We start from the raw sequence: 15,105 nt of genomic DNA on the forward strand, positions 1-15,105 counted from the left end.
CCGGCAGTCGGGCGACATGCCCGTTGCCGTTTCGCGTAGCCGGTTTACCCATCGGGCGTTAGACTACTGGCTTTACAGGTGTTCAGGAGAGGCTCACCGCGTGATTACGGCAACGGAACTGGCCCGGCAGCCAGACTGTGTGATTGTTGATTGTCGCTTTGTTCTGGGTGACCCCGAGGCAGGGTTCGACCATTACCGGCAGGGCCATATTCCAGGGGCTCATTACCTGCATCTGGAGGATGATTTGTCGGCCCCGCCGGCAACTCATGGTGGTCGCCATCCGCCGCCGGACCCCGGAATACTGGCAGCCCGGCTGGCCTCACTTGGCATTGGAATTGACACCCCCGTAGTCGCCTATGATGATTCCCGGCTGGCCTTTGCGGCGCGATTATGGTGGCTGATGCGGGCGCTGGGGTACCGTGCCCCGCAGTTGCTGAACGGCGGTTACCAGGCATGGCTGGCAGCAGGTGGTGCCACGGAAACGGCGATACCCGTGCCGCGGCCCTGCGCGCCGCCGGTAATGGGCGGCTACCGGGGTGTGTGCACTATCGAGGGCCTGCGCCAGTGGCAGGCACAGGGCAGTGTACTGGTAGATTCCCGTGAATACCGGCGTTATGCCGGGTTGGAGGAGCCAATCGACCCGGTTGCGGGGCATATTCCCGGCGCCTGTAATTACCCCTGGCAGGGAGTGACCGATGAATGGGGCTACCTGCGTGACGAACAGGGGTTAAGGGCACACTTTGAGGGTTTGCCGGAGGATCGGCCGCTGGTTGTTTACTGCGGCTCGGGAGTCACTGCCTGCGTTAACCTGTATGCGCTGTCCCGGCTGGGGCGTAACGATGCCGAGCTGTATGCCGGCAGCTGGTCGGACTGGTGCAGTTATCTCGCTTGACTAGAAATCCGGTGGGCAATTGCCCTCCAGCCACTCCCCGGTGATGGGGTGGGTGAAGGCAAGAGTAGTGGCGTGCAGCAACATTCTTGGCGACAATTGCAACGCGGCTTCATGGGCGTACATGTCGCAACCCAGTATGGGATGGCCCAGTTCGCGCAAGTGTATTCGCAATTGATGGGACCGCCCGGTTACCGGGGCCAGGCGCAGGCGCGTCCGGTCCGGTTCACGGTGCATTACTTCATAGTGGGTCAGGGCCTGTTTGCCGGTATCGTGGCAGATTTTTTGTAGCGGTCTGCGTGCCCAGTCGCTGGCGATGGGGAGATTAATTTCCCCGCGTTCAGCCGCCACCTTGCCATAGACTACGGCTTCGTAGGTTTTATGTACCCTGCGCTCCTGGAACTGGCGGCTGATGTGGGCGTGAGTCGGTTTGTTCAGGGGGATGACCATGATACCCGAGGTGTCCAGGTCCAGTCGGTGGACGATGCTGGCGCCGGGATCGTCCTGTTGCAGTCGGCTGATCAGGCAATCCCGGTTCAGGGGATGGCGCCCCGGGACACTCAGCAGCAGATGTGGCTTGCGCACCAATAACAGGTCGTCATCCCGGTACAGAATGGTGATCGGCTCCTGGCTGTGGGGTACCAGGTAGGGTGGGAGCTCATCCATGTTCAGGCGCGATCGGGTACGGATTTGCCCAGGGCGCGCTGGTAGGCGGCAATCGTATGCGCCAGACCCATGCTGAGCGCATCCACTACCAGGGCATGGCCGATTGACACTTCCAGCAACCCCGGTACCTTGCTGAACAAGGGTAGGTTATGCAGATCCAGGTCATGGCCGGCGTTAACGCCCAGCCCTGAATCAAGGGCAACTTCAGCGGCCGTAATGAACGTTTGCAGCACTGCGTCCACGTTGTCACCGGCAGCGAAAGCCCTGGCATAACTTTCGGTATACAGCTCAATACGATCCGTACCGATGTTCGCCGCCAGCCGAATCTGCTCCGGGTCCGGGTCCATGAACAGACTGGTGCGGATACCCAGGGCCTGCAGCTCTGCGACCAGGGGTGCGATCCGGTCGCCGTCACGTTTCAGGTCAAAACCGTGGTCCGAGGTCAGCTGGTTATCGCTGTCGGGCACCAGGGTACATTGTGTCGGTCGAATCTCCCTGACCAGTGCCATAAAACCGGGGTAATCACTGACCCCGGGCCGGTCGCTCTTGCGCGGTCCGGTCATCGGGTTGCCTTCGATATTGAACTCGAGACCGGGCATGGCGGACAGGTCGAAGCAATCCTGCACCCGAATATGGCGCTGGTCGGGCCGGGGATGCACAGTGATGCCGTCGGCACCGGCGTCAATGCAGAGTTGGGCGTGCAGGGGAATGTCGGGGTTGCGGGTATCGCGGGAATTGCGAATAAGCGCAATCTTGTTGATATTAACGCTGAGGGCAATCACAGCAGCGACTTGCGTGTGATTTCCTGGATGATAACGGGCTCCGTGGGAACGTCACTGTGCCCGTTCACCGTCTGCACGGGGCTGGAGGTTATGTAATCGACCACGGACATACCGTCAGTAACCTCGCCAAATACGGCGTAGCCGGGCTGCCCGGGCGCCCAGTCGAGCTGCAGGTTACTACGCTGGTTGATGAAAAACTGGGCTGCCGCGGAGTCCGGATCACTGGTGCGAGCCATGGCGACGGTGCCGCGCACATTGTGCAGGCGATTGCGCGACTCGTTAACGATGGGGTCCCGGGCCGGCTTCTCTGTCATATCGGGCAGGAAGCCGCCTCCCTGGATCATGAAGCCGGGGATCACCCGGTGAAAAATGGTCCCGTTGTAGTGGCCCGATTCGACATAGGCCAGAAAATTGGCGACGCTGACGGGTGCCTTGTCCCTGAACAGGCGTAGCGTGATTTGCCCCTCACTGGTTTTAATCACCACTTGCGGGTTGGGCAGGCCAGACTCCTGCGCCTGGGTGGTGGCAAAAGGCAGCAGGATCATCAGGGCCAGGGTCAATAAGCGTAGCATGGGAAAATCCTCGTCGATCGGGGCGGTTTATCGCAGAGCTCAGGCCCAGCCGTCATTGCGTCGGCGCCGGGGCCACAAACGCGGGACCACGAGGGTGATTACAACCCCCAGCAAGACCGCCAGGGCGCCATTGATGAAGGCATCGCTGGCCAGGTTATCCTGCAGGCGCTGGTTTTCCGCGGTTAGCATGTCGCCCTGGGCGCGCAGGTTCTCGACTTCTTCAACAAGCCTGCGGTTATCGGCGTCCAGCTCCAGTGACTTGCCGGAAATCTGCCGCAGGTGCGCCATTTCACTCATCAGGGCCTCAAGGGCACCTTCGCCGCCGTCGTCTTCCAGCGGTAAATCTCCCAGCAGGGTACGTAACTTTTCCAGCTCGACAGAGAGTTCGGCATTCTCAAGGGTGAGCTGTTCGGCCTGTGTGGTGGCAGCCTCAACTTTCATTGATGCCGGCTGCTCTTCCATCAGGAACCGGCTGGCGATCCAGCCCCGGGTATTGTTGCCGGTGACGACTTCGGTCCACTCACCGTTGGCGGTAGTTCCGTTCACCGTTAATACGGTGCCTGAGGGAAGGCTGGAAAGCACGGTGCCGGCGCCTTCGCCTGCCTCGGTGCGCAGCTGCACATAAAGTGTGTCACGGACATAACGGATATCCTGCGCCAGCGCTGGGCTGGCCATCAGGAGTACCAACAGGGAGCGTATAAAAATGCGTTGCAAAATGGTGTCCTCGTACCTGAAATCGGAAGCTTAAAAGTGAAATATTAACATGCCGGCGGTTATTCAGGGCAGTACCGGCTTGAAAGGTTTGACCACCACGTGTTGAAAAACGCCGGCGGTGACATAGGGGTCCGTATCTGCCCACGCGGTAGCCGCTTCAAGGCTGTCAAATTCGGCAATAATGAGACTCCCGGTGAAACCGGCTTCACCGGGCTCTTCGGTATCCGCCGCAGGATGGGGCCCCGCGACCAGCAGGCGTCCCGCGTCAACCAGCTGCTGGATGCGCGTCAGGTGCGCAGGGCGCGCCCCCTGGCGCAATGGCAGGCTGTTTGCTACATCCTCACAGACTATTGCATAGAACATATTCGCGATTACTCCTGGTTGTTCGCCGGCTGTTCTTTCAGGTGCGGTGCGACCATCCATGCCGTCAGCGCTGTCAATATCAGGGTAAAGAGAATGGCGGAGTACAGTTTGTAGCTGACCCAGGCAGCTTCGCTGTAGCCGTAGGCCACGACCAGATTCAGTGCCCCGACCGTGAAGAAGTAGACGACCCAGGTCAGGTTCAGTCGCTTCCAGATCCGGTGTGGCAAATGAATCTGCGTGCCCATGGTTCGCTCCATCAGGTTGCGTTCACCAAAAAACTGGGAGGCGCCGAAAACCAGCCCCAGGGCCCAATTGAAAATGGTGGGTTTCCACATGATGAACAGCTGGTCGCGCAGCAGCAGCGTGGCGGCCCCGAAACCACAGACGGCGAGACCGACCCAGAGCAGGCGTTTTTCAAGTTTGCGGGTCAGTAACCAGGTAGCCAGTATCTGGATGACGGTAGCGACCATGAGTACGGCGGTTGCGGAAAAAATTCCGTCGACCGTGTGACTCCAGTTGCCCAGTGATACGGTGTCGCCATTCATCTGGTAGACGATAAAAAACAGGGCGATCGGAAGAAACTCAGCTAGTTGTCTCATGAAGAATAGTCGGACTCCGGCGTGATACCATGCGTATGGCAGGCGCGGGTGCGCGCTTGCCCGGGTACGTAAATATTGCGAGTGTAGAGACAGTGCTGATTGACTTCCACACCCATACCACCGCCTCGGACGGCGCTCTGTCGCCCGAGCAGCTGATCGACCGTGCGCTGGACAGGCAGATAGACCTGTTTGCGGTGACCGATCACGACACCGTTGCCGGGTACCAGGCAGCGGCCGAGTATTATAACCGTATTGGCGGTGAAATGACCTTATTGTCCGGGGTTGAATTTTCCTGTGTCTGGTCGGGGGTGACGATCCACGTGGTCGGGCTCGGTGTGGACTGCTGCCATGAAAGCCTGCGTCACGGCGTTGCCCGGTTGCAGGCTGCGCGCGGGGATCGCGCGGTGGTGATCGCCGAGCGTTTGGCGCAAAAGGGTTTCAAGGGCTCCCTGGAGGGAGCGCTGGCGATAGCGGGCAGCAGCCAGCTTGGCAGGCCGCACTTTGCCGCCTGGATGGTCGAGCAGGGCCATGTGGCTGACGTGGCGCAGGCCTTCCACCGTTACCTGGGGCAGGGCAAATTCGGCGATGTAAAAGCGTTCTGGCCGGAGCTTGCCGAGGTGACCGACTGGATTGTCGCTGCCGGTGGTGTCGCTATCCTGGCGCATCCCCTCAAATACCGCCTGACCCGCAGCAAGCTGCGCCGCCTGGTACGGGATTTTCAGGAGGCCGGTGGTACCGCTGTCGAGATTGTCAATGGCCGGCAAACCTCGGACCAGACCCGCACTCTGCGAGAACTGGCGCTGGAGTGCGGGCTTGAGGTGTCGGGCGGCAGTGATTTTCATCGGGATAGTCCCTGGGGTGCTGAACTCGGTGTAGAATTGCGGCATCTCGGCGATTTGCGCGGTGTATGGGAGCGCTGGCAGTCGCCAATCGCAGTCGCGGGAGGAGAGCCCACGTGAGCCAGTTTTTCCAGATACACCCGGATAACCCCCAGGCGCGGCTGATACGGCAGGCCGTCGATATCATCCGTGGGGGTGGGGTAGTCGTTTACCCGACGGACTCCGCCTACGCTTTGGGGTGTCATATTGGCGATAAGGCGGCGCGGGATCGTATCCGTCGTATTCGCAAGCTCGACGACCGGCATAATTTCACCCTGGTGTGTCGCGACCTGTCCGACCTCGCCAATTATGCGCGGGTGGACAACACCGCCTACCGTCTGCTCAAGCACAGCACGCCAGGGCCGTATACATTCATTCTTCGAGCCACCTCGGAGGTGCCGCGCAGGCTCATGCACCCCAAACGCAAGACGGTGGGGCTGCGGATACCGGATAATGCTGTCGCTGCGGCCCTGCTGGCGGATCTCGGCGAGCCGATGATGAGCGTGACCCTGATTATGCCCGGGGACGAATTACCCCTGATTGACCCCTATGAAATCCGCCGCTTGCTGGAGCACGATGTCGATCTGGTGATTGATGGCGGCTATTGTGGTCTCGAGCCGACAACGGTGGTCGACCTGGCGGATGATGTCCCGGTAATCCTGCGCACCGGCAAGGGCGACGTAACGCCTTTTGAATCCTGATCGGGTATACTCGGCGGCCATGGTTACAGGTGATCCCGTGAACGACACTCCCCCGGCGGTGACACCGCCAGCATCCGGGCAAGCGGCGGCTTCGGCCCGGCCGCAGCAGGGTGAAATGCCCTTTGCCGTTGTGCTTGGCAAGGCCATGACCGAGCTCCCCAGGGACCTCTATATTCCGCCGCAGGCGCTGGAGGTATTCCTCGAGGCCTTTGAAGGCCCACTTGACCTGCTGCTGTACCTTATCCGCAGGCAGAACCTGGATATCCTCGAGATCGATGTCTCGGCAATTACCGAACAGTACATGCGCTACGTCGAGCTGATGGATGCCATGCAGTTTGAACTGGCCGCAGAGTACCTGCTAATGGCCGCTGTGCTGGCCGAGATCAAGTCGCGGATGCTGTTGCCGCGGGCCGTCGATACCGATGATGACGAGGAGGACCCGCGCGCCCAGTTGATTCGCCGCCTGCAGGAATACGAGCGTTTCAAGAAGGCGGCAGAGGACATCGAGGAATTGCCACGGGTGGAGCGCGACACCTGGGTTGGCAGTGCCGAACCGCCGGACCTGAACCGGGTGCGCACCGATGCGGAAGTGGACATGAGGGAATTACTGCTGGCACTGGGTGAAGTGCTGCGGCGGGCAGATATGTTCGAGAGCCACCACATCCAGCGCGAGGCGCTGTCTACCCGGGAGCGTATGTCCGAGGTATTGGAAAAACTGTCCGGCCGCCAGTTTGTACCCTTTGTGGCACTGTTCTCCGCCAGTGAGGGACGTCTGGGTGTCGTCGTAACATTCCTGGCGGTAATGGAACTGATCAAGGAAGCACTGGTGGAAATAGTGCAAACCGAAAACTTTGGCCCTATCCATGTAAAGGCAAGGTCTGAATAACATGTCTGAGACCAGTACTACCCTTATCCAGATCCTGGAGGGCGCATTGTTGGCGGCTGGCCGCCCGCTTACCGTCGCCCAGCTGGGTGAATTGTTTGAGGAGCATGAGCGGCCCCCCAATGCGGATCTGCGGGAGGCCCTGGGCGTGGTGGCGGAACGTTGTACAGATCGTGGTTTTGAGTTGGTGGAAGTGGCCAGCGGCTTTCGCTACCAGGTTCGCCAGTCCCTGAGTCCCTGGGTGGGGAGGCTGTGGCACGAGCGCCCTCAGAAATACTCCCGCGCCATGCTTGAAACCCTTGCGCTGATTGCCTATCGTCAGCCTATTACCCGGGGTGAAATCGAGGAAATTCGCGGCGTCGCCGTGAGTTCCAATATTATCAAGACCCTCCATGAACGCGAGTGGGTCCGTATTGTCGGGCACCGGGATGTCCCGGGGCGTCCCGCCATGTATGCCACCACCCGCCAGTTCCTGGACTATTTCAATCTCAAGAACCTTGACCAATTGCCAGCGCTGGCGGAAATTCGTGACCTCGAAACCCTGAACGCGGAACTGGGGTTCAATGAACCCTTACCGGCGGCCGCCGCACAACACGCCGAAGTGGAAAACCTCTCCGGCCCCGACGAAACTTCTCCAGACCACGGTATGACACATTGAGTAAACGCAAAGTACCCACTCCCAAAGCGGCTGAAGTGACGGCTGATGAAACCACCGTCCCCGGCGAAAAACTGCAAAAAGTACTTGCCCGCACCGGCATGGGGTCGCGCCGTGAAATGGAGCGCTGGATTGAAGAGGGCCGCATTGAGGTCAATGGCAAGCGCGCCAGCCTTGGTGACCGGGTTGACGACCGCGCGCGGATTTTAATTGACGGCAAACCGCTCGAACGAGCCCCGGCCGAGGAAACCCGTTGCATCCTTTATCACAAGCCCACTGGCGAAGTCTGCAGCCGCAAGGACCCCCAGGGACGACGGACGGTCTTCGAACGTTTGCCCAAGCTCAAGAGTGGTCGCTGGATTTCCATCGGCCGGCTGGATTTCAATACCTCCGGCCTGCTGCTGTTTACGACTGACGGTGAACTCGCCAATACCCTGATGCACCCATCCTCCAATATCGAGCGTGAGTACATGGTGCGAGTCATGGGTGAAGTCCGGGAGGACATGCTCAAGGCCATGCTGGAAGGGGTGATGCTGGAGGACGGGGTGGCGCGCTTTGCCGATATCCAGGATGGCGGTGGCGACGGTATCAACCACTGGTACTACGTGGTGCTCATGGAGGGCCGTAACCGTGAGGTGCGCCGCCTTTGGGAGTCGCAGGGCCTTACCGTATCGCGGCTGAAACGGGTTCGCTACGGTGACGTTTTCATTCCTTCCAAGGTCAAGCAGGGGCAATGGACCGAGTTGTCGCCAAAGGAAATCAAGGGCCTTTATCGTCTTGCGGCGCTGCCGCAAAAGCAGGTCAAGCGCAGCACCATCAAGGAAAAGGAAACCATGGAGCGGCAGTTCGGCAAGCGCAAATCCCCGGTGCCATCCCCCGGCAAGAGCCGGCATCGGGCCGGTCAGAAATCCCGCCGCTAGGCCCTGGTGCTATGGCCATGGCGGGATTGTTCCTTTCAGCCCTGGGCGTTAAAGGCGGCACCGCTGATGCCCGCGCTATCGGCGCCCATCAAATACAGGTACGTCGGCATGATGTCGGCCGGGGCGGGATTGCTGGTTGGCGTTTCACCCGGGTACGCGCTGCGTCGCATTGCCGTATTGGTAGCGCCGGGATTGAGACTGTTGACGCGTATTTTTGAGGTATTTTCCAGCTCATCTGCCAGTACCTGCATCAGGCCCTCCGTGGCAAATTTGGATACCGCATAAGCACCCCAGTAAGCCTTGCCGCGACGGCCCACGCCGGATGATGTGAAAATCACCGAGGCCTCTGGCGCCTGCTCCAATAGCGGCAGGGTGGCGCGAGTCAGCAGAAACTGGGCGTTGACATTCACCTGCATCACCTCGGCCCAGGCGGGGTATTGCGCACTGGCAATCGGGCGACGTTCGCCAAGGATGCCGGCGTTATGCAGCAGGCCATCCAGCTGGCCGAAGGTCTCGTCGAGGGCACGTGCCAGGGTGGCGTAATCGTCTTCTGTCGCGGTAGCGAGATCCAGTGGAAAGATCGCCGGTTGCGGTCCGCCAGCGGCCACGATTTCATCGTATACCGCTTCCAGCTTGGCCGTTGTGCGGCCCAGCAGGATCACGCTGGCACCGTGGCCGGCATAAGATTTGGCAGCGGCACGACCGATGCCGTCGCCGGCACCAGTAACGAGAATCACTTTGCCGGCCAGCAGGTCAGGTGCTGCCTGATAGTCCTGGGGGGCGGTCTGGATAGGCATAAAAAGCTCCGTCTGGGTATGTCTGGATGGACTCAGGCGCGGTCCAGGATCAGTAACTGCAGATCCGTGCTGGCATTGGCACTTGCGCTTGCGCCCCAGAGCGCGGGATCGTCTCCACTCTCAATGTAGCCGTAAAGTGCGGCAATGGTATACATTCCGGCCCTGGACCCCGCTTCAATATCGCGCTGGTGATCGCCGATATAAATGGCGTGCTCGGGGCCGCAGGCCAGGTGACGGCAGTTCAGGTGCAGGGTCTCCGGGTGTGGCTTGCGCTCGGAAACATCATCCGGGCATACGACACTGCCCGGTGCCGGTGTGATTGCCAGGCGCTCCAGTAAGCGTTCGGTATAGGTCCGTGGCTTGTTGGTCGCGATGCCCCAGGCCACTCCCCGCTCTTCCAGTGTCGCAAGTAGCCGGCTTATACCCGGGTAAAGCCGGGCGGTGCTGCCCAGCACTTCAGCGTAAAGCTCGAGCAACCGCAGTCGCTGAGTCTCAAAGCTGTCATCGGATTCCGCAATCCCGAGCGCCAGTGTTACCAGGGCCCGGGCGCCATTGGAAACCGTGCTCCGGATGCGCGCGGATGGCAGGGGGGGTAGCCCATGTTCCGCGCGCAGGGCCTGAACCACGGTGACAAATTCGTCGGCGGTATCAACCAGGGTGCCGTCCAGATCGAAGATGACCGCACGCAGGTCGGTGGGTCGGGGACGACTCACGACATTGGCTCCAGCAGCGGTTTGCTGGCCTTGACCATGTAGTTTACCGATACATCGCGCGGCTGCAGCCGGTACTGTTTGCTCAGTGGGTTGTAGGTCAGGCCGGTCATGCCATCAAGACTGAGGCCAGCCGCCCGGATCCAGCCCGCCAACTCCGAGGGTTTGATGAATTTGGTGTACTCATGAGTGCCCGCGGGCAACAGTTTCAGGATGTACTCGGCACCGACAATGGCAAATACAAATGCCTTGGGATTGCGGTTGATGGTTGAGAAGTAAAGGGCCGCTCCAGGTTTCGCGAGTGTTGCACAGGCCGCCACAACGGCCGCCGGATCCGGCACATGCTCCAGCATTTCAAGGCAGCACACCACGTCGTAGTGCCCGGGCTGTTCTGCAGCGAGATCTTCAGCCGTCATCTGCCGGTAGTCGATATCGACCCCGGATTCCAGCTGATGGATGCGGGCCACCGCAAGCGGCGCCTCACCCATGTCGATACCCGATACCCGGGCGCCCCGCTGGGCCATGGCTTCCGCGAGGATGCCGCCACCGCAACCCACATCCAGCAGTGTCTTGCCGGCCACGGGCGAGTGCTCGTCTATATAGTTGGCGCGCAGCGGGTTAATCTGGTGCAGGGGGCGAAACTCGCTGTTACGGTCCCACCAGCGCGAGGCCAGGGCCTCGAATTTGGCGATTTCCTGGGGGTCGACATTGGCTTTGTTGGTCATGGTGTGGATCCTGTGCCGGCGATGCGGGCCTGCCATGCCGCAGCACGGGCGCCCAGTGAAGTGAGGTCGGTATACTGAAGCTCGCCATCGCGCAACAGCAGGTCTCCGCCTACCCAGTTGTGGCTGACCTGGCTGCCGTTGCAGGCGTAGACGATTTGCGACAGTGCATTGTGCACCGGTTGTGTTTCCGGGCCGCTCAGGTTGACGGCGATCATGTCCGCCAGTTTGCCCGGCTCCAGGCTGCCGGTCTGTTCTTCCAGACCCAGTGCCCGGGCCCCGCCGATAGTGGCCATGGCCAGTACACTGGCCGCAGGCAGGGTACTGGCATCCCCCGAGCGAAATTTGGCCAGCAGGGCGGCAGCGCGCATTTCCGCGAACAGGTTGAGGTTGTTATTGCTGGCGGCACTGTCGGTACCGAGGGCGACATTTACGCCGGCGTCCAGTAGTTTGCTGACCGGGCAGATGCCGGCCGCCAGTTTCAGGTTTGACTGGGGACAATGGACCACATGGGCGCCAGTGCGCGCCAGCAGTGCGATATCCTGGTCACCAAGATCGGTCATGTGCACGCACTGGGTGCGCGGACCCAGCAGACCCAGTTCGTACAGCGTGTCCAATGGCCTTTCGCCGTGTTGCTCAACGGCTTGCAGAACTTCTCCGGTCGTTTCATGGAGGTGGATCTGTACCGGCGTATCCAGTTCCGCGGCCAGGGTGGCAACCTTGCCCAGATTGCCCTTGTTTACGGTGTAGGGCGCGTGTGGGCCGAAGCCGACGGTGACCAGTTCGCTGTGCTTGACATCGTCGCGCAGGGCCAGCCCCTTGCTGATGTATTCATCGGCGTCCCTGGCCCACGCCGTGGGGAAGTCCAGGATGGGAAAAACGAGTTGGCAGCGTATACGGCTGGCCTGGGCGACACGGGCGCAGATATCCGGAAAAAAGTACATGTCGGAAAAGGTGGTCGTACCCGCCCGGACCATCTCGGCGATGGCGAGCTCGACGCCGACGGCGACAAAGTCTTCGCCGACATGGCGGCCCTCTGCCGGCCAGATGTGTTCTTCCAGCCAGGGCATCAGTGGCAGGTCGTCGGCGTAACCGCGCAGCAGAGACATGGCGGCGTGGCCATGGCTGTTGATGAGTCCGGGAAGCAGCGCATGGCCCGGCAGGTCAAACGTCTCCCGTGCCCGCAGGGCGCGCCCCTGCGACTGGGGCATGATTGCTGCAATGCGCCCGTCCCGCACCGCCAGGCTGTGGTCTGGGAGTATTGCCCCGGCGGGCGCCACCGGCAATATCCAGCCGGCGTGAACAAGGGTGTCGAAGATCTCGGTTGGCGCTGTCATGGGGCCTCGATTTGCCGGTTGCAGAGGCCTTTGGGCCGGCCACCCCGGCAGGTCGTGGCCAGCTGGCGTCTGTGGCGGGCAAGTATAACCGGAAATACCCTGTTCCCGCGCGAACGGGCGCTAAAATCTGCAAAAACATGGCGGCAGCCGGGGTTATTCCGTATAATTCCGCGTCTGCGTGGCACGCTTGTCAGGGACTTCCGGAACCTGTGCCGTGCCCGCCAGGGGCGATTTCGTGAACACCGCTGTTATCGCTCTCCGTAGTCATTTAAGGAAGCCGTAGTACATGGGTGAATTAGCCAAGGAAATTCTTCCCGTCAGCATTGAGGACGAGCTCAAGCAGTCTTATCTCGATTATGCAATGAGCGTGATCGTGGGCCGGGCCTTACCGGATGTTCGCGATGGTCTCAAGCCCGTTCACCGGCGCGTCCTGTTTGCCATGAACGAGTTGAACAACGACTGGAACAAGGGTTATAAGAAGTCGGCCCGCATCGTCGGTGACGTGATTGGTAAATATCACCCCCACGGTGACTCCGCGGTCTATGACACGATCGTACGCATGGCCCAGTCTTTCTCAATGCGCTACATGCTGGTGGACGGCCAGGGTAACTTTGGTTCAGTTGACGGCGATTCTGCGGCGGCCATGCGTTACACAGAGATTCGCATGCGCAAGATTGCCCACGCCATGCTGGCGGATCTCGACAAGGAAACGGTTGATTTTGTCGACAACTACGATGGTACCGAAAGTATCCCCGTCGTGTTACCAACCCGGGCCCCCACCCTGTTGATCAACGGCTCCTCCGGTATTGCGGTGGGTATGGCGACCAATATTCCCCCGCACAATCTGCGCGAGGTCATCAGCGGCTGCCTGGCCCTGATGAGTAATCCCGACACCACGGTGGATGAGCTCATGGAGCACATTCCCGGCCCGGACTTTCCCACCGGCGCGATCATCAACGGCCGTGCCGGTATTATCCAAGCCTATCGTACCGGTCGCGGCCGCATTTATGTTCGGGCCCGCGCCGAGGTGATCCACGAGGAAAAGAAAAGCCGCGATGTCATCATCATTCACGAGCTTCCCTACCAGTTGAACAAGGCGCGGTTGATCGAGCGTATCGCCGAGCTGGTCAAGGAAAAGAAAATCGAGGGTATTTCCGAACTGCGCGACGAGTCCGACAAGGATGGCATGCGCGTGGTGATCGAGTTGCGCCGTGGTGAAATCGGCGATGTTGTACTCAATAACCTCTATGCCCAGACCCAGTTGCAGGCCGTGTTCGGCATCAATATGGTAGCCCTGGTTGACGGTCAGCCCAGGTTGTTGAATCTCAAGCAGATTCTCGAGGCGTTTATCCGCCACCGGCGGGAAGTGGTGACCCGGCGCACGGTATACCTGTTGCGCAAGGCCCGCGAGCGGGGCCATTTGCTGGAAGGGCTGGCGATTGCCCTGGCGAACATTGACCCGGTCATCGAGTTGATCAAGGCGTCCCCCAGCAGTTCCGAGGCGCGAACAAAACTGATGGACCGGTCCTGGCCGCCCGGCGACGTGAGCAAGATGCTGGAGCGGGCCGGGGAAGATGCCTGCCGTCCTGATGAGCTGGAGCCCCAGTACGGTCTTCACGATGGCGAGTACTTCTTGTCCCAGGCCCAGGCGCAGGCCATTCTCGACCTTCGCCTGCATCGCCTCACCGGCCTGGAGCACGAGAAATTACTCAACGAATACGACGAAAAACTCCGTGAAATCGCCGATTACCTGGAGATTCTTGCGGATCCGGACCGCCTGAAGCTGGTAATTCGCGAAGAGCTTGAGGAAATTGTGACCGAGTTTGGCGACGACCGCCTTACCGAGATCAGCTCTTCCCATCACGACCTGACGGTTGAAGACCTGATCACGGAAGAAGACCGGGTAGTCACCATTTCCCATGGGGGCTATGCCAAGACCCAGCCGTTGTCCGACTACCAGGCCCAGCGACGCGGTGGCACCGGCAGGTCGGCAACCGCCGTCAAGGATGAGGATTTTGTCGAACATTTGCTGATCGCCAGCACCCACGCCACCATTCTCTGCTTTACCAACATGGGTAAAGTCTATTGGCTGAAGGTCTACCAGATTCCCCTGGCGGGCCGCAATTCCCGCGGCCGGCCGATGGTGAATCTGCTGCCCCTGGAAGAGAGTGAGCGGGTGACTTCTATCCTGCAGGTGAATGAGTATACCGAGGGCTGGTATATTTTCATGGCCACGGCCAAGGGCACGGTCAAGAAAACCGCACTGACTGATTTTGCCCGCCGGCGCAGTGTCGGTCTGCGGGCCCTTGAGCTGGACGAGGACGACGTCCTGATCGGTACCGCAATTACCAACGGCAGCTGTGACGTTATGCTGTTCAGTAGCGAGGGCAAGGTGGTGCGCTTCCGCGAGGATGATGTTCGCGCCATGGGGCGTACGGCCCGGGGTGTGCGTGGTATTCGTCTTGGCGAGGGCCACCGCATGATTTCCCTGATTGTGCCCCAGGAGGGTGGCCAGGTGCTCACGGTGAGTGAAAACGGCTACGGCAAGCGCACGGAATTGGTGGAATTCCCGACCAAGGGGCGGGGTAATATGGGTGTGATCGCCATGTCCACCAGCGCGCGCAATGGCCGTCTGGTGGGTGCCGTGCAGGTGTTTGCGGGTGACCAGGTCATGCTGATTTCCAACCAGGGTACCCTGGTGCGCACCAGCGCTGAAGAAATATCCCTGGTCGGCCGCAACACGCAGGGCGTGCGCGTAATCCGCACCCGGCCCGACGAATTCCTGGTCAGGATTGAGCGTATTGCTGAACCGGAGATCGATGCGGATGCCGTTATTGATGCCGATATTGATGACACCACCGGAGCTGGCGACGCCGAGGACTAAGGCGTCCACGCTCCTTCGCTAATTTAAGGAAGC

Annotated in this window: 17 protein-coding genes; 7 read left to right on the forward strand and 10 right to left on the reverse strand. The window is 60.4% G+C overall.

The genetic code is table 11. From position 1 onward, the window contains the following. Positions 1 to 100: 100 nt before the first annotated feature. Positions 101 to 892, forward strand: a complete 792-nt coding sequence (locus tag CWI75_RS12750) for a sulfurtransferase (RefSeq protein WP_241521208.1) — start codon at positions 101 to 103, stop codon at positions 890 to 892. On the opposite strand, the gene CWI75_RS12755 is transcribed toward CWI75_RS12750, so the two are convergent. The 6 genes from CWI75_RS12755 to CWI75_RS12780 all read right to left on the reverse strand — a co-directional run bounded on the left by CWI75_RS12755 (position 893) and on the right by CWI75_RS12780 (position 4,585). Then, positions 893 to 1,555, reverse strand: a complete 663-nt coding sequence (locus CWI75_RS12755) for a pseudouridine synthase (RefSeq protein ID WP_101521896.1) — start codon at positions 1,553 to 1,555, stop codon at positions 893 to 895. Positions 1,556 to 1,557: 2 nt separating this feature from the next. Continuing rightward, a complete protein-coding gene (locus CWI75_RS12760; RefSeq protein WP_101521897.1) occupies positions 1,558 to 2,337 on the reverse strand; it encodes a pyridoxine 5'-phosphate synthase in 780 nt (259 codons plus the stop codon). Then, on the reverse strand, positions 2,334 to 2,909 hold the full coding sequence (locus CWI75_RS12765; RefSeq protein WP_101521898.1) for a peptidylprolyl isomerase: 576 nt from the start codon (positions 2,907 to 2,909) through the stop codon (positions 2,334 to 2,336). Before CWI75_RS12765 ends, CWI75_RS12760 begins: the two co-directional genes overlap by 4 nt. 39 nt (positions 2,910 to 2,948) lie before the next feature. After that, positions 2,949 to 3,623: a TIGR04211 family SH3 domain-containing protein gene (locus tag CWI75_RS12770; RefSeq protein ID WP_101521899.1), complete on the reverse strand. Its 675-nt coding sequence runs from the start codon at positions 3,621 to 3,623 to the stop codon at positions 2,949 to 2,951. Between the two features lie 63 nt (positions 3,624 to 3,686). Beyond that, positions 3,687 to 3,986: a YciI family protein gene (locus CWI75_RS12775; protein WP_101521900.1), complete on the reverse strand. Its 300-nt coding sequence runs from the start codon at positions 3,984 to 3,986 to the stop codon at positions 3,687 to 3,689. A gap of 8 nt (positions 3,987 to 3,994) precedes the next feature. Next, complete coding sequence (locus CWI75_RS12780) at positions 3,995 to 4,585, reverse strand: inner membrane-spanning protein YciB (protein WP_101521901.1); 591 nt, start codon at positions 4,583 to 4,585, stop codon at positions 3,995 to 3,997. A 29-nt stretch (positions 4,586 to 4,614) separates the two neighbouring features. Here CWI75_RS12780 and CWI75_RS12785 point away from each other — a divergent pair, with 29 nt between their 5' ends. The 5 genes from CWI75_RS12785 to rluB all read left to right on the forward strand — a co-directional run bounded on the left by CWI75_RS12785 (position 4,615) and on the right by rluB (position 8,622). Then, entirely contained in the window at positions 4,615 to 5,544 is a 930-nt protein-coding gene (locus CWI75_RS12785; protein WP_241521209.1) for a PHP domain-containing protein, read from the forward strand. After that, on the forward strand, positions 5,541 to 6,164 hold the full coding sequence (locus CWI75_RS12790; RefSeq protein ID WP_101521902.1) for an L-threonylcarbamoyladenylate synthase: 624 nt from the start codon (positions 5,541 to 5,543) through the stop codon (positions 6,162 to 6,164). Before CWI75_RS12785 ends, CWI75_RS12790 begins: the two co-directional genes overlap by 4 nt. Positions 6,165 to 6,279: 115 nt before the next feature. Further along, positions 6,280 to 7,050 carry a segregation and condensation protein A gene (locus tag CWI75_RS12795; protein ID WP_420913258.1) on the forward strand — a complete coding sequence of 257 codons (771 nt, stop codon included), beginning with the start codon at positions 6,280 to 6,282 and terminating at the stop codon, positions 7,048 to 7,050. 1 nt (position 7,051) lies between these two features. Next, on the forward strand, positions 7,052 to 7,705 hold the full coding sequence (scpB, locus tag CWI75_RS12800; RefSeq protein WP_101521904.1) for an SMC-Scp complex subunit ScpB: 654 nt from the start codon (positions 7,052 to 7,054) through the stop codon (positions 7,703 to 7,705). After that, a complete protein-coding gene (gene rluB / locus CWI75_RS12805) occupies positions 7,702 to 8,622 on the forward strand; it encodes a 23S rRNA pseudouridine(2605) synthase RluB (protein WP_420913257.1) in 921 nt (306 codons plus the stop codon). Before scpB ends, rluB begins: the two co-directional genes overlap by 4 nt. A 35-nt stretch (positions 8,623 to 8,657) precedes the next feature. Here the strand turns inward: rluB and CWI75_RS12810 are convergent, their stop codons facing one another. The 4 genes from CWI75_RS12810 to CWI75_RS12825 are packed head-to-tail and all read right to left on the reverse strand — an operon-like array spanning position 8,658 to position 12,188. Further along, positions 8,658 to 9,419, reverse strand: coding sequence for a YciK family oxidoreductase (locus CWI75_RS12810; RefSeq protein ID WP_101521905.1), 762 nt, complete (start codon positions 9,417 to 9,419; stop codon positions 8,658 to 8,660). Between the two features lie 32 nt (positions 9,420 to 9,451). Further along, positions 9,452 to 10,132 carry an HAD family hydrolase gene (locus CWI75_RS12815; protein WP_241521210.1) on the reverse strand — a complete coding sequence of 227 codons (681 nt, stop codon included), beginning with the start codon at positions 10,130 to 10,132 and terminating at the stop codon, positions 9,452 to 9,454. Next, entirely contained in the window at positions 10,129 to 10,854 is a 726-nt protein-coding gene (gene ubiG / locus CWI75_RS12820; protein WP_101521906.1) for a bifunctional 2-polyprenyl-6-hydroxyphenol methylase/3-demethylubiquinol 3-O-methyltransferase UbiG, read from the reverse strand. The genes CWI75_RS12815 and ubiG overlap by 4 nt, the downstream gene beginning before the upstream one ends. Next, positions 10,851 to 12,188 (reverse strand): TRZ/ATZ family hydrolase, encoded by a 1,338-nt coding sequence (locus CWI75_RS12825; protein WP_101521907.1) that lies wholly within the window; start codon positions 12,186 to 12,188, stop codon positions 10,851 to 10,853. The genes ubiG and CWI75_RS12825 overlap by 4 nt, the downstream gene beginning before the upstream one ends. Before the next feature lie 286 nt (positions 12,189 to 12,474). Between CWI75_RS12825 and gyrA the strand changes: the two genes are divergently transcribed. After that, positions 12,475 to 15,072, forward strand: coding sequence for a DNA gyrase subunit A (gyrA, locus tag CWI75_RS12830; protein WP_101521908.1), 2,598 nt, complete (start codon positions 12,475 to 12,477; stop codon positions 15,070 to 15,072). Positions 15,073 to 15,105 lie beyond the last annotated feature (33 nt).

This window comes from Kineobactrum sediminis, assembly GCF_002868715.1.
Classification (GTDB): domain Bacteria; phylum Pseudomonadota; class Gammaproteobacteria; order Pseudomonadales; family Halieaceae; genus Kineobactrum; species Kineobactrum sediminis.